Below are 16624 nucleotides of genomic sequence, written 5' to 3' on the forward strand. Positions count from 1 at the left end.
ATGAATGCTGAAGACTCCTTGAAACTTGCTCGCCGGTTTATCGGGTTGCCCCTGGAAAAGCGCCAGATGTTCCTTGCGGCCTTGCACAAGGAGGGCGTGGACTTCGCCCGTTTTCCGATTCCGCAAGGGGTCGAGGCCGAGGACCGGCAAGCGCTGTCCTACGCCCAGCGGCGCATGTGGTTTCTCTGGCAACTGGACCCGCACAGCGGCGCCTACAACTTGCCGGGCGCAGTGCGCCTGACTGGGCAACTGAACCTGCCGGCCCTGGAGCAAGCGTTCACCAGCCTGGTGGCGCGTCATGAAACCCTGCGCACGGTGTTCCAGCGCCAGGCCGACGAGTCCCTGCAACAAGCACCTGCCAGTGCGTCGTTGGTGATCGAGCAAATTGATTTCAGCGCGCTGCCAACCCTTGAGCGCGAACAGGCCGTGGCCGAGGCCGCCCAGCAGCAATCGTTGCTGCCGTTCGATTTGGCCGTCGGGCCACTGCTGCGGGTCAAGCTGCTCAAGCTCGCCGAGCAGGAGCACGTGCTGCTGCTGACCCTGCACCACATCGTTTCTGATGGCTGGTCGATGAACGTGTTGATCGACGAGTTCATCCGCTGCTACGACGCCCATGATGCCGGCGCGCAACCGCAGCTCGCGCCGTTGCCGATTCAATACAGCGACTACGCCTTGTGGCAACGCCGCTGGCTGGAGGCCGGCGAGCAGACGCGGCAGCTGGAATACTGGCAAGCCCAATTGGGCTTCGAGCATCCGGTGCTGGAGCTGCCCACCGATCACCCGCGCCCGGCGATGCCCAGCTATCGCGGCACGCGTTATGAGTTCGGTGTCGACGGCCCACTGGCCGAACAACTGCGAGCCACCGCGCAGAAGCACAACATCACCTTGTTCATGCTGTTGCTTGGTGCGTTCAACGCGTTGCTGCACCGCTACACCGGGCAGACCGACATCTGCGTCGGTGTGCCGATCGCCAACCGCAATCGCGGCGAAATCGAAGGCCTGATCGGTTTCTTCGTCAACACCCAAGTGCTGCGCACCCGGCTCGATGGCCAGACCCGCGTGGCGGATTTGCTCAGTGACATCAAGGAAACCGCCCTCGGCGCCCAGGCCCATCAGGACTTGCCATTCGAGCGGCTGGTGGAAGCGCTAAAGCTGGAGCGCAGCCTCAGCCACACGCCGTTGTTCCAGGTGATGTACAACCATCAACCGCAGGTGGCGGACATTTCCACGGTGACCACCGCCTCGGGCCTGGAACTGGGCATGATCGAATGGGAAGGGCGCACCACCCAATTCGACCTGACCCTGGACACCTATGAAAAGGCCGGCACACTGCACGCCGCGCTGACCTATGCCAATGACCTGTTCGATGCGCCGACCATCGAGCGCATGGCGCGGCACTGGACCCATTTGCTGCACGGTATGGTCAACGACAGCCAGCAGCGCATCAGCGATTTGCCGTTGCTTGAAGCCGAGGAATACCAGCGCATCGTCCATGATTGGAACCGCGCTGACGAAGGTTTCGCCGATGATCTGTGCATTCATGAGCTGATCGCCAGGCAGGTCGCGGCCATGCCGGACGCGCTTGCGGTGACCTTCGCGGCCAAGCAACTGACTTACGCCGAGCTCGACAGCTGCGCCAACCACCTCGCCCACAAGCTGATCGAGTTGGGTGTGGGTCCGGAAGTGCGGGTCGGCGTGGCGATGCAGCGTTCCGACAGCCTGTTGGTAGCGCTGCTCGCGGTACTCAAGGCCGGCGGCGCCTATGTGCCGCTGGACCCGGATTACCCGGCCGACCGCGTGGCCTACATGCTCGAAGACAGCCGCGCTTTGGTGCTGCTGACCGAGCAGGCTGTTGCTGAAACATTGAGCGTAATGGCGGGCACTCAAGTGCTGTTGATGGACAACGCCGAGCCATGGCTGGCCACTTACCCAAGCAGCGCACCGGTGACCGGCGTCACGCCGGATAACCTCGCCTATGTGATCTACACCTCCGGTTCCACCGGCAAACCCAAAGGTGTGGCCATCGCCCATCGCAACGTGCTGGCGCTGATCGACTGGTCGCAATCGGTGTACAGCCGCGACGACATTCAAGGTGTGCTGGCCTCGACCTCGGTGTGTTTCGACCTGTCGGTATGGGAGCTGTTTGTCACTCTGGCCAACGGCGGTTCGGTGATCATCGCCCGCAACGCCCTGGAGCTGCCGCAACTGCCGGCCCGCGATCAAGTGCGTCTGATCAACACCGTGCCTTCGGCGATCAATGCGTTGCAGCGCGACGGGCAGATCCCGCCGAGCGTGCGCATCATCAATCTGGCCGGTGAGCTGCTGAAGCAGTCGCTGGTCGACGCGCTTTATAGGCAGCCGACCGTTGAGCATGTCTACGACCTCTACGGCCCGTCGGAAGACACCACCTATTCCACCTGGACCCGTCGCCAGTCCGGCGGCAGCGCCAACATCGGCCGACCGCTCAAACACACCGCCAGCTATTTGCTCGACGCCGATCTGCAACCGGTGCCACAGGGCGTATCGGCCGAGTTGTACCTGGCCGGCGCGGGCATCACCCGGGGTTACTTGGCGCGACCGGGCATGACTGCCGAGAAGTACGTGCCGAACCCGTTTGCCAGCAACGGCGAGCGTCTGTATCGCACCGGTGATTTGACCCGCTATCAGGTCGACGGCGCGCTGCAATACGTCGGTCGCATCGACCATCAGGTCAAGGTTCGTGGCTTCCGGATCGAACTGGGTGAAATCGAAGCGCGGCTGTTGCAGCAGGACGCGGTACGCGAACTGGCGGTGCTGGCCCAGGACGGCGCCAGTGGTCAGCAACTGGTCGCCTACATCGTGCCGACCGATGCCGTGGTGTTGGCGGACAATGCCGATGCTCAAGCGAACCTGCGCGAAACCCTGAAAGCCGCGCTGCGCCAACACTTGCCGGACTACATGGTCCCGGCGCATCTGCTGTTCCTCGAGCAATTGCCGTTGACCCCCAACGGCAAGCTCGACCGCAAGGCCTTGCCTGCGGTCGACGGCTCCCAGCAACAACGTGAACACGTGGCGCCACGCACGGCGCTGGAAAAGTCGCTGGCAACGATCTGGCAAGACATTCTGGCCATCGACAACGTCGGCCTGGAAGACAACTTCTTCGAGCTGGGCGGCGACTCCATTGTGTCGATGCAAGTGGTCAGCCGTGCGCGTCAGGCGGGTATCGTGCTGAGCCCCAAAGACTTGTTCCAGCACCAGACTATCCGCAGCTTGGCGCAAGTGGCCCGCAGCGGCGAACAGAAGCTGATCGATCAAGGTCCGGCTGTTGGCGCGGTGGCCCTGACGCCGGTGCAGCACTGGTTCTTCGAGCAAGCCATCCCTGAGCGTCATCACTGGAACCAGTCGCTGCTGCTGGTGCCGCGCGAAGCGCTGGATGCCGGGGCGCTGGATCAAGCGTTGGCGCAGTTGCTCCAGCATCACGATGGGTTGCGTCTGCGTTATCAACAGACCGATGCCGGTTGGCTGCAGGCTTATGACGCAGCGACTGTTGAGTCGGTGCTGTGGCAACGCTCGGCGCAATCGCTCGAAGAGCTGAATGCGTTGTGCGACGAAGCTCAGCGCAGTCTTGATCTGAGCAGCGGCCCGTTGCTGCGAGCGTTGTCGGTGCAGATGGCCGATGGCACTCAGCGGCTGCTGCTGGTGATTCACCACTTGGTGGTGGACGGTGTGTCGTGGCGGGTGTTGCTGGAGGATCTGCAACAGTTCTATCGTCAGGCACGCGACGGCTCGACGCTGACAACGGCGGCGAAAACCAGTTCGTACCAGCGCTGGGTGGCGCGTCTGCAAAGCCACCTGCCAACGTTCCAGCACAGTGTCGATTATTGGCAGGCGCAATTGTGCGATGCGCAAAACGACTTGCCGTGCGACCGCCCTGACGGCGCACTGCAAAACCGTTTCGAGCAGAAAGTCGAACTGACCTTCGATGCCGAACAAACCCGCAAACTGCTGCAACAGGCGCCGGCGGCTTATCGCACTCAGGTCAATGATTTGCTGCTGACCGCGCTGGCGCGGGCCGTGTGCCGCTGGACGGGGCAGGGCAGCACGTTGATCCAGCTCGAAGGGCATGGCCGTGAAGACCTGTTCGACGACATCGATTTGACCCGCACCGTTGGCTGGTTCACCAGTCTGTTCCCGGTCAACCTGAGCCCGGCCGGCGACCTCGGCGCGTCGATCAAAATGGTCAAGGAGCAACTGCGCGCGGTGCCGGACAAAGGTCTGGGCTACGGCGTGCTGCGCTACCTGGCCGATCCGCAGATTGGCGCCGCACTGGCGGTCTTGCCGCAACCGCGCATCACCTTCAACTACCTGGGGCAGTTCGACCGTCAGTTCGACGAAGCGGCGTTGTTTGTGCCGTCCAGCGAAGGCAGCGGCGCGGCCCAGGATCCGTCGGCACCGTTGGCCAACTGGCTGACGGTTGAAGGCCAGGTGTACGGCGGCGAGTTGTCGATGAACTGGGGCTTCAGCCGCGAGATGTTCGACACCGCGACCATCCAGCAGCTGGTCGATCAATACGCCGCAGAACTCAATGCATTGATCGAGCATTGCTGCACCCTCGAAGCGCCACAGGCCACGCCGTCGGACTTCCCGCTGGCGCGCATCACCCAGGCACAACTCGATGCATTGCCGGTGGCCGTCGGCCAACTCGACGACCTCTATCCACTGTCGCCGATGCAGCAGGGGCTGTTGTTTCACACCTTGTACGAGCAGGCGGCGGGAGAGTACATCAATCAGTTGCGGGTGGATGTGCAAGGCCTCGAACCGGAGCGTTTCCGCGCCGCCTGGCAGGCCACGGTCGATGCACAAGACATCTTGCGCACAGGTTTTGTCTGGCAAGGCGAACTGGAACAACCGGTGCAGATCGTCCACAAGCAGGTGCAGTTGCCGTTCACCGTGCTCGACTGGCGTGAGCGTGACGATCAGCTTCAGGCCTTGAATGAACTGGCTGATGCCGAGCGCCAACAAGGGTTCGACCTGAGCCAGGCGCCATTGCTGCGACTGGTGCTGGTGCACACCGCAGCCGATAGCTGGCAGCTGATTTACACCCATCACCACATTCTGATGGATGGCTGGAGCAACTCGCAGTTGCTCGGTGAAGTCTTGCAGCGTTACAGCGGTCGCACGCCGGTGTCCTCCGGTGGGCGCTATCGCGATTACATCGGTTGGTTGCAGCGTCAGGATGCGCAATCGAGCCAGGATTTCTGGCGCGAGCCATTGGCCTCCTTGCAAGAGCCGACCCGACTGGCGCGGGTGCTGTCCGGCAATGAAAGCCTGAGCGGGCATGGCGATCATTTCCAGACCCTGGACGTCAGTCGCACCCGAGGCCTTGAAAGCTTTGCCCGGCAACAGAAAGTCACCCTCAACACTTTGGTGCAAGCCGCGTGGCTGCTGTTGTTGCAGCGCTACACCGGTCACCAAACCGTGGCGTTCGGCGCCACGGTGGCCGGGCGTCCGGCAGACTTGCCCGGCATCGAGCAAGCGGTCGGCTTGTTCATCAATACCTTGCCGGTGATCGGCACGCCGCGTCCGGACCAAAGCGTCGGCCACTGGTTGCAAGCGGTACAGGCGCAAAACCTCAGCCTGCGCGAGTTCGAGCACACGCCGTTGGCGGACATTCAACGCTGGGCCGGGCAGGGCGGCGAAGCCCTGTTCGACAACATTCTGGTGTTCGAGAACTACCCGATTGCCCAAGCGCTGCAACAGGGCGCGGAGCAAGGCGTGGTGTTCGGCGACGTCGCCAACCTTGAGCAAACCCATTATCCGTTGAGCGTGGCCGTGACATTGGGCCAGACCCTGGCGCTGCATTACAGCTTCGACCGGGCGCATTTCTCAACGTCCGCGATCGAACGCATCGGTGCGCACCTGCTGCAACTGTTGGAGCAGTTCGCCGAGTCGGTCGAACGCAATCTTGGTGAAATTGCCCTGGCCGGCGCCGCCGAACGGGCGCAGCAACAGGCCAATAATCAGCCGCAGCCGTACCCGGTGAACGTCGCCGTGCACCAGCGCATCGCCGAACTCGCCGCCCAGCGCCCGGAGCGCACGGCGGTGATTTTCGCCGGCCAGCGGTTCAGCTATGGCGACATCGACCAACGCGCTAATCAGTTGGCCCACGCCCTGATCGCGCGGGGTGTCGGCCCGGAAAGCCGGGTCGGCGTGGCCTTGCCGCGCAGTGAAGGGGTGATCGTCGCGCTGCTGGCGGTGCTCAAGGCCGGCGGTGCCTACGTGCCGCTGGACACCAGCTACCCGCGCGAGCGTCTGGCTTATCTGATCGAGGATTCGGGGCTGGCGTTGTTGCTCACCGATTCGTCGGTTTCTGCGCAGTTGCCGGTGGATGATTCGGTCCCGGTGCTGGAACTCGACCGTCTCGATCTGCGCAGCCAAGCCCTCACTGCGCCCAAGGTGCCGCTCGATCCGCAGAACCTCGCTTACGTCATTTACACCTCCGGCTCCACCGGTAACCCCAAAGGCGTGAGCGTCGCCCATGGCCCGCTGGCGATGCATTGCCAGGCCATCGGTGAACGCTATGAAATGCGTGACAGCGACTGCGAATTCCACTTCATGTCCTTCGCCTTCGACGGCGCCCATGAGCGTTGGCTGACCAGCCTGACCCACGGCGCTTCGCTGCTGATTCGCGACGACAGCCTGTGGACCCCGGAACAGACCTACAACGCCATGCGCGAACACGGCGTGACGGTGGTGGCGTTCCCGCCGGTCTACCTGCAACAACTGGCCGAACACGCCGAACGTGAAGGCCACCCGCCGAAGGTGCGGATCTACTGCTTCGGCGGTGATGCCGTGCCCAACGCCAGTTTCGAACGGGTCAAGCGTGCGCTCGATCCGGACTACATTATCAACGGCTACGGCCCGACCGAAACCGTGGTCACGCCGCTGATCTGGAAGGCCGGGCGCGACGTACAGTGCGGGGCGGCCTACGCGCCGATCGGCAGTCGCATCGGTGACCGCAGCGCTTACGTGCTGGACGCCGACCTGAACCTGCTGCCCCAAGGCATGGCCGGTGAGTTGTACCTGGGCGGCACCGGCCTGGCCCGGGGTTATCTGAACCGTCCCGGCCTGACGGCGGAACGCTTTGTCGCCGATCCGTTCAGCGCGGTCGGTGGCTTGCTGTACCGCACCGGCGACCTGGTGCGGCAGCGTGCCGATGGCACGTTCGATTACCTGGATCGCATCGACAATCAGGTGAAGATTCGCGGTTTCCGCATCGAACTGGGGGAAGTCGAAGCGCGCCTGCAAACCCTCGACGGCGTGCGCGAAGCGGTGGTGGTCGCCCAGGAAGGCACCGCCGGCAGCGGCAAGCGCCTAGTGGCTTATGTGGTCGCCGATGCGCTCAATGCCGAACAGGCTGATTTCGCCGACAGCCTGCGCGAGCAACTTAAAGTCGCGCTGCCGGCGCACATGGTCCCGGCGTATTTGCTGCTGCTTGAGCATCTGCCGCTGACCCCGAACGGCAAACTCGACCGCAAGAACCTGCCCAAGCCGGACGTCAGTCAATTGCAGCAAGCCTATGTGGCGCCGCAAAGCGTACTGGAGCAGCAACTGGCGGCGATCTGGCAGGACGTACTGAAACTCGATCAGGTCGGTTTGAGCGACAACTTCTTCGAACTGGGCGGCGATTCGATCATCTCGATCCAAGTGGTCAGCCGCGCCCGTCAGGCCGGCATCCGCTTCACGCCAAAAGACCTGTTCCAGCACCAGACCATCCAGGCACTGGCCACGGTGGCGCGGTTGGGTGAGCAAGCTCAGGTCATCGATCAAGGGCCGGTCACGGGTGAACTGGCGTTGTTGCCGGTGCAACAGGTGTTCTTCGAGCAGGCGATCCCCGAGCGTCAGCACTGGAATCAGGCGGTGATGCTCAAGCCGACGCAAACCCTCGACGCTGCGCTGCTTGAGCAGGCGTTGGGCGCACTGGTTACTCACCACGATGGCTTGCGCTTGAGCTTCGTCGAACAGGCGGACGGCTGGCAGGCACAGTACCGTGCGCTGGGCAGCCAGACCGAGGCGTTGCTCTGGGCGGTTGACGTCGCCGACGCCATGGCACTGGAAGCGGTGGCCAATGAAGCGCAACGCAGCTTGAACCTGCAACACGGGCCGCTGCTGCGTGCGGTGCTGGCGAACCTCGATGACGGTACTCAGCGCCTGTTGCTGGCGATCCACCATCTGGTGGTGGACGGCGTGTCGTGGCGGATTCTGTTTGACGATCTGCAAACCGCTTACCGTCAGCTGTTGAGCGGCGAGCCCCTGCAATTGCCGGCCAAAACCAGTGCGGCCAAGGTCTGGGCCGAGCACCTGCAAACCTACGCCCGCAGTGCTGAATTGCGCAGCGAACTGGCCTGGTGGCAACAGCAGTTGCATGGCGCCGACGTGGCGTTGCCGGTGGACAATCCCGAGGGCGGGCAGCAGAACAAGCATGCACTGACAGTGCGCACGCGACTGAACAAGGAAATGACCCGGCAACTGCTGCAAGACGCCCCGGCGGCGTATCGCACGCAGGTCAACGACCTGCTGCTGACCGCTCTGGCCCGCGTGATGGTGTGCTGGACCGGGACCGACAGCGCGTTGATCCAGCTCGAAGGTCATGGCCGTGAAGAGCTGTTCGACGGCGTTGACCTGACCCGCACCGTCGGCTGGTTCACCAGCCTGTACCCGGCGAAACTGACGCCGGTCGCTGACCTCGGCGGTTCGCTGAAACAGATCAAGGAACAGCTGCGCACGATCCCGAACAAGGGTCTCGGTTTTGGCGCGCTGGCCCATCTGGGTGACGACGCTGCACGTCAAATCCTCAGCCAATTGCCGGTGCCGTGCCTGACCTTCAATTACCTGGGCCAGTTCGACGGCAGCTTCACCGAAGCCGACGGCGCCTTGTTCGTACCGTGCAGTGACGCGGCCGGCGATGAACTGGATGTTCGTGCGCCATTGGCCAACCAGTTGGCCCTCAATGGTCAGGTGTATGGCGGTGAACTGAACCTGGGCTGGACCTTCAGCCGCGAACGGTTCAATGAGTCGACCATTCAGGCGCTGGCCGACGATTACGCCCAGGAACTGCAAGCGCTGATCGCCCATTGCTGCCGGGCCGGGCAGCACGGCGTCACCCCGTCGGACTTCCCGCTGGCGCGCTTGAGCCAGGCCCAACTGGACGGCTTGCCGCTGGCACCGCAATTGATCGAAGACCTGTATCCGTTGTCGCCGATGCAGCAGGGCATGTTGTTCCATGCCGTGTACCAGGAAGCCACCGGCGATTACATCAACCAGATTCGCCTGGACGTCGACGGGCTCGACCCCGAGCGCTTTCATCAGGCCTGGCAAGCGGCGGTGGAGGCCCACGACATTCTGCGCACACGCTTTGTCTGGCAGGGCGAACTGGAAAACCCGGTGCAGGTGGTCAGCAAACACGCGCAGATGCCTTACAGCCTGCACGATTTACGCGCCCATCCGCAGCGCGATCAGGCCTTGCAGACGCTCGCCGACACGGAACGCCAAGCCCTCAACTTGAGCGCGCCGACCCTGTTGCGGCTGGTGATTACGCGCATCGACGACCACCGTCATCACCTGATCTACACCAACCATCACATCCTCATGGACGGATGGAGCAATTCGCAGTTGCTCGGCGAAGTGCTGCAGCGTTACAGCGGCCAGTTCAACGCCGCTCACAGCGGACGTTACCGCGATTACATCGCCTGGCTGCAACGCCAGGACGCGGCTGCCAGCGAAGCGTTCTGGACCCCGGCGCTGCTGGCGCTGGAAGAGCCGACGCGTCTGGCCCAGACCGTCGCAATGCCGCAAGCGTCTACCGAAACCCAAGGTTACGGCGATCACTTCCAGGTGCTGGAGGCCGATCAAACCCTGCGTCTGGGCGAGTTCGCCCGGGCCGCGAAAGTCACCGTCAACACGCTGGTGCAGGCGGCCTGGTTGCTGTTGCTGCAACGCTACACCGGCAAAACCACCGTGGCCTTCGGCGCGACGGTCGCTGGTCGTCCGGCAGACTTGCCGGGTGTCGAGCAGCAGATCGGGCTGTTCATCAACACCTTGCCGGTGATCGCCAGCCCTCGGGCCGAGCAATCACTAGCGAGCTGGCTGCAAGCGGTGCAAGGGCAAAACCTGGCGTTGCGCGAGTTCGAACACACCGCGCTGTTCGATATTCAGCGCTGGGCCGGGCAGGGCGGTGAAGCGCTGTTCGACAACATTCTGGTGTTCGAGAACTACCCGATTGCCCAGGCTCTGGAGCAGGGCGCCCCGCAAGGGTTGCGTTTTGGTCCGGTGGCCAGCCGCGAGCAGACCAACTATCCGCTGACCCTGCTGGTGAGCCTCGACGCGCAACTGTCGCTGCACTTCAGCTATCAGCGCGGCAGTTTTGCTCCAGCGACAGTGACGCGACTGGCGGCTCATTTGCAGCATCTGTTGAACCAGATGATCGACGGTGGTGAACGCTGTCTCGGCGAGTTGGTGCTGCTGGATGAAACCGAGCAGCAACAAGTGTTGCTGGACTGGAACCCTGCTGACGAAGGTTTCGCCGATGATCTGTGCATCCATGAGCTGATCGCCAGGCAGGTCGCGGCCATGCCGGATGCGCTGGCGGTGACCTTCGCGGCCAAGCAACTGACTTACGCCGAACTCGACAGCCGCGCCAACCAACTCGCCCACAAGCTAATCGAATTGGGCGTGGGCCCGGAAGTGCGGGTCGGCGTGGCGATGCAGCGTTCCGATAGCCTGCTGGTGGCATTGCTCGCGGTGCTCAAGGCCGGTGGCGCCTACGTGCCGCTGGACCCGGATTACCCGGCCGAACGCGTGGCCTACATGCTCGAGGACAGCCGCGCTTTGGTGCTGCTGACCGAGCAGGCTGTTGCGGCAACATTGAGCATCGCTGCCGAGACACAAGTGTTGTTGATGGACAACGCCGAGCCATGGCTGGCTGCTTACCCGAGCAGCGCACCGGTGACCGGCGTCATGCCGGATAACCTGGCCTACGTGATCTACACCTCCGGCTCCACCGGCAAGCCCAAAGGCGTGGCCATCGCCCATCGCAACGTGCTGGCGCTGATCGACTGGTCGCAATCGGTGTACAGCCGCGACGACATTCAGGGCGTGTTGGCCTCGACCTCGGTGTGTTTCGACCTGTCGGTGTGGGAGCTGTTTGTCACCCTGGCCAACGGCGGCTCGCTGATCATCGCCCGCAATGCCCTGGAGCTGCCGCAACTGCCGGCCCGCGATCAGGTGCGCCTGATCAACACTGTGCCTTCGGCGATCAATGCGTTGCAGCGCGACGGGCAGATCCCGCCGAGCGTGCGCATCATCAATCTGGCCGGTGAACCGCTGAAGCAGAGCCTGGTGGAGGCGTTGTATCAGCAGCCGACCATCGAGCACGTCTACGACCTCTACGGTCCATCGGAAGACACCACCTATTCCACCTGGACCCGTCGCGAAGCGGGTGGCACGGCGAACATTGGTCGCCCGCTCAAACACACCGCCAGCTATTTGCTCGACGCTGATCTGCACCCGGTGCCGCAGGGCGTATCGGCCGAGTTGTACCTGGCCGGTGCCGGCATCACCCGGGGTTACCTGGGGCGGCCGGGCATGACCGCCGAGAAGTACGTGCCGAACCCGTTCGCCAGCAACGGCGAGCGCCTGTACCGCACCGGCGATTTGACCCGCTATCAGGCCGATGGCGTGCTCGAGTACCGAGGCCGAATCGATCATCAAGTGAAGATCCGCGGCTTCCGCATCGAACTGGGGGAAATCGAAGCGCGCCTGCTGGAGCAGCCAGCGGTTCGCGAAGTAGCGGTGTTGGCGCAGGAAGCCCTGGGCAATCAGCAACTGGTGGCCTACGTGGTCGCTTCACCACTGGAGCTCGATGATCAGCAGTCCCTACGCGATGAACTCAAGGCACGGCTCAGGGAGTCTTTGCCGGAATTCATGGTCCCGGCGCACCTGTTGTTCCTCGAACAATTGCCGCTGACGCCCAACGGCAAACTCGACCGCAAGGCGTTGCCGACGGTGGAGGGCGGTCATTTGCAGGTGCGTTATGTCGCCCCGCAGAGCGAGCGGGAGCAGCAGGTCGCGGCGATCTGGCAGCACGTACTGCAAGTCGAGCGTGTCGGCCTGCTGGATCACTTTTTCGAACTGGGCGGCCACTCGTTGCTGGCCGTCAATGTGGTTTCACGCCTGCAACTGGAACTGGGCCTGAAACTGACCCCACAACTGATTTTTCAACACCCCGTACTCACGGATTTCGTCAGCAGTCTGGCAACCGCAGGTGAGCAGGTCGATACGTTGAAACTGAGCAAGCTGGACGCCCTGCTTGACGAATTGGAGGAAGCTTGATGGATACCAATGTCGCTTTGAAGATCGCCCGGCGCTTCATTACTTTGCCGCTCGACAAGCGCAGGGTCTATCTGCAGAAGATGCTCGAGGAGGGCGTTTCGCCGGCGAACCTGCCGATTCCCGAAACCCAGTCGCAGTTCGATCCGGTGCCGCTGTCTTTTGCTCAGGAGCGCCAGTGGTTCCTCTGGCAGATGGACCCCGACAGCGCCGCCTACAACATCCCCAGTGCCATGCACTTGCAGGGCGAGCTTGACATCGCGGCGCTCGAACGCGGTTTCAATGCGCTGATTGCCCGTCATCAAAGCCTGCGCACCACGTTCCGGCAGCAGGATGAGCAAGCGGTGCAGGTGATTCATCCGCACATGAACCTGACCGTCGCCGTGCATGAACTGGATGAACGCCCCGATGCCCTGTCGCCAGAGGCACAGATTCAGGCGTTCGTCTCCGAACAGACCGGGCAACCGTTCGACCTGATCAACGGGCCGCTGTTGCGCGTCAGCCTCCTGCGCCTTGGCGCGCAGGAGCACGTGCTGACCCTGACCCAGCACCACATCGCCTCGGATGGCGCGTCGATGCGGGTCATGGTCGATGAACTGCTGCAACTGTACGGCGCCTACCGCCAGGGCCATGAACTCGATTTGCCGCCACTGTCGATCCAGTACGCCGACTATGGCATCTGGCAACGGCACTGGATGGAAGCCGGGGAGCGCGAGCGGCAACTGGACTACTGGCAGGCGCACTTGGGCAGCGAACATCCGGTGCTGGAGTTGCCCACCGATTACCCGCGTCCGGCGGTGCAGAGCCTGCGTGGCGCCCGTCATGAGCTGGCATTGCCGCCAGCACTGGGCGAGCGCCTGAGGGCCTTGGCCAAAAGCGAAAACGTCACCCTGTTCATGCTGTTGCTGGCGTCGTTCCAGACCTTGTTGCATCGCTACAGTGGCCAGGCCGAGATTCGCGTCGGCGTGCCCACCGCTAACCGCAACCGGGTCGAGACCGAGCGGCTGATCGGCTTCTTCGTCAACACCCAGGTGCTCAAGACCGAGTTCGACGCTCAGGCCACGTTCAGCACGCTGCTGGCCCGGGTCAAGCAGACCGCGATGGCCGCCCAGGCCCATCAGGACCTGCCTTTCGAACAACTGGTCGAGGCCTTGCATCCGGAACGCAGCCTGAGCTACAGCCCGCTGTTCCAGGTCATGTACAACCATCAGAGCACCGGTGCCAGCCAAAGCCGCCAGGGCACCGGCGAGTCGGCGCTGACGATCCGCCACTTGCATCAGCCCTCGCGCACCGCGCAATTCGACCTGACCCTGGAAACCTTCGACGGCCCCGAGGGCCTCGGCGCACAGCTGACCTATGCCACCGACCTGTTTGACGGCGCGACCATCGAGCGTCTGGCACGGCATTGGCAAAACCTGCTCGGCAGCCTGGTTGCCGATCCGCAGCAACGGGTGGGCGAACTGGCGCTGCTCGACGAAACCGAACAACAGCAGGTGCTGGTCGACTGGAACCGCAGCGCCGCCGAATACCCGACCGACCGCTGCATCCATCAATTGATCGAAGCCCAGGCCCGGCGCACGCCAGAGGCCACGGCGCTGGTGTTCGACGGGCAATCCCTGAGTTATGCACAACTCAATCGCCAGGCCAACCAGTTGGCCCATCGGCTGATCGAACGGGGCGTCGGCCCGGATCAGTTGGTCGGTATCGCCATCGACCGCAGCCTGGAAATGCTGATCGGGCTGTTGGCGATTCTCAAGGCGGGCGGTGCCTATGTGCCGCTGGACCCGCAATACCCTGAAGACCGTCTGGCGCACATGATCGAGGACAGCGGTTTGCAACTGCTGCTGACCCAGGCGCATTTGACCGGGCAACTGCCGATTCCGGCCGGCGTGCAGACCCTGTTGCTCGACCCGCAAGGCGAACACGCTCGCTGTTACAGCGAAGCCGATCCGCAGGTAGCGCTCAGCGGTGAACACCTGGCGTATGCGATTTACACCTCCGGTTCCACCGGCAAGCCCAAAGGGGTGATGGTGCGCCATCAGGCGCTGGTGAACTTCGTGGTGAGCATGGTCAAGGCGCCGGGCATTGAAGCCCGGGACCGCATGCTGTCGCTGACCACGTTCTCGTTCGATATTTTCGGCCTGGAAATCTACGGCCCGCTGCTCAGCGGTGCCCGCGTGGTGCTGGTGGACAAGCACACAGCCCAGGATCCGCAAGCGCTGCTGGAGATGATCCGGCAGCAGCAAGTCACGGTGGTGCAAGCCACGCCGTCGACCTGGCGCATGCTGCTCGACCATGAACAGGCGCCCACCCTCCAGGGTTGTAAATTCCTCTGCGGTGGCGAAGCGCTGGCCGATGACCTGGCCCACCGCATGCTCGGCCTGGCGGGGCAGGTCTGGAACCTTTATGGCCCGACCGAAACCACCATCTGGTCGGCGGCCTGGCAGCTGACCCGCGAGCAGCGCCAGCCGTACCTGGGCAAACCGATTGCCAACACCACGCTGTACATTCTGGGTGACGATCTGGCGCCGAACCCGGCGGGCTCGATTGGCGAACTGCTGATCGGCGGCGACGGCCTGGCCCGTGGGTATCACGACCGAGCGGCAATGACCGCCGAGCGCTTCCTGCCCGATCCGTTCGGCAACGGCGCGCGGCTGTACCGCACCGGCGACCTGGCGCGCCATCGTCACGACGGCGTGCTCGAATACATGGGGCGTATCGACCATCAAGTGAAGATCCGCGGTTTCCGCATCGAACTGGGTGAAATCGAAGCGCGTTTGCTGGAGCAGCCAGCGGTCCGCGAAGTGGCGGTGCTGGCGCAGGAAGCCCTGGGCAGCCAGCAACTGGTGGCCTATGTAGTCGCGTCGCACCTGGACCTCGATGCCGCCGACGAGCAACTGCGCCTGCGCGATGAACTCAAGGCGCGGCTCAAGGAGTGCCTGCCGGAATTCATGGTCCCGGCGCACCTGCTGTTTCTCGCCAGCCTGCCGCTGACGCCTAACGGCAAACTCAATCGCAAGGCGTTGCCGGCGGTGGACGCGAGCCAGTTGCAGGCGCGTTATGTCGCCCCACAGAGCGAGCGGCAACAGCAAGTCGCCACCATCTGGCAGGACGTACTGAAGCTGGACCGCGTGGGCCTGACCGACAACTTCTTCGAGCTGGGCGGGCACTCCCTGCTGGTGACCCAAGTGGTGTCGCGGGTGCGTCGGGTGCTGGGCATTCAGGTGCCGTTGCGCAGCCTGTTCGAGCACAGCACCCTGGAGGATTTCGTCCAGGCGCTGGGCGCCGAGCCGGGCGAACAGTCACCGCCGATGACCCGGGTCGACCGTGACCAACCGCTGGCGCTGTCCTTTGCCCAGGAGCGCCAATGGTTCCTGTGGAAAATGGACCCCGACAGCGCCGCCTACAACATCCCGACCGCGCTGCGGATGCGCGGCGCGCTGGACAAAAACGCCCTGCAATGCAGCTTCCAGGCATTGGTGGAGCGCCACGAAAGTTTGCGCACGGCATTCGTCGAGGAAGATGGCCGCACCTGGCAGGTGATCCGCCCGCAAGGTCGCGTGAGCTTTGTCGAACAACGTCTGGCCGCCTGCGATGAAGCGAGCATCAAGGCCTTCGTCGAACAGGAGACGCAACGCCCGTTCGATGTACTCGACGGCTCGTTGGTGCGCTTCGTTCTGCTGCAGGTGGGCGAGCAGGATCACGTGCTGATTCTGACCCTGCACCACATCGTCTCCGACGCCTGGTCGTTGCAGGTGATGATCGACGATTTGATGGCCCTGTATGCGGCGATCAGCCAGGGCCGGCCGGCCGAATTGCCGCCACTGCCGGTGCAGTACGCCGACTATGCGGTGTGGCAGCGTCAATGGATGGCCGCCGGCGAACGGGATCGGCAGTTGGCCTACTGGTGCGAAAAACTCGGCAGCGAACAGCCGCTGCTGGAGCTGCCACTGGATCATCCGCGTCCGGCGCAGCAAAGTTTCCGTGGCGCGCGTCTGCCGATTGCCCTCGACGAATCCCTGAGCAATGCCCTGAAGGCCTTGGCCCGGCGCGAAAACGTCACGCTGTTCATGTTGTTGCTCGGTTCGTTCCAGACCTTGCTGCATCGCTACAGCGGCCAGGCGGATATCCGCGTCGGCGTGCCGATTGCCAACCGTAATCGGCTGGAGACCGAGCGTCTGATCGGCTTCTTCGTCAACACTCAAGTGCTGCGCGCCGAGTTCGACGGCCAGCTGACGGGCGCGCAATTGCTGCAACA

General features: G+C 63.3%; 2 protein-coding genes (1 of these 2 only partly in view). Both read left to right on the forward strand.

Features of this window, described 5'->3' with window-relative positions; translation table 11 throughout:
- Positions 1-12369: a non-ribosomal peptide synthetase gene (locus tag AF70_RS01550; protein ID WP_028941173.1), complete on the forward strand. Its 12369-nt coding sequence runs from the start codon at positions 1-3 to the stop codon at positions 12367-12369.
- Positions 12369-16624, forward strand: the start of a protein-coding gene (locus tag AF70_RS01555) for a non-ribosomal peptide synthase/polyketide synthase (RefSeq protein WP_028941174.1). It continues 9265 nt past the right edge of the window; 4256 of the gene's 13521 nt are visible here — the first part of the coding sequence; the start codon lies at positions 12369-12371; its stop codon lies off the right edge, out of view. Before AF70_RS01550 ends, AF70_RS01555 begins: the two co-directional genes overlap by 1 nt.

Origin of the sequence: Pseudomonas sp. KD5 (assembly GCF_012932895.1) — a bacterium.
GTDB lineage: Bacteria > Pseudomonadota > Gammaproteobacteria > Pseudomonadales > Pseudomonadaceae > Aquipseudomonas.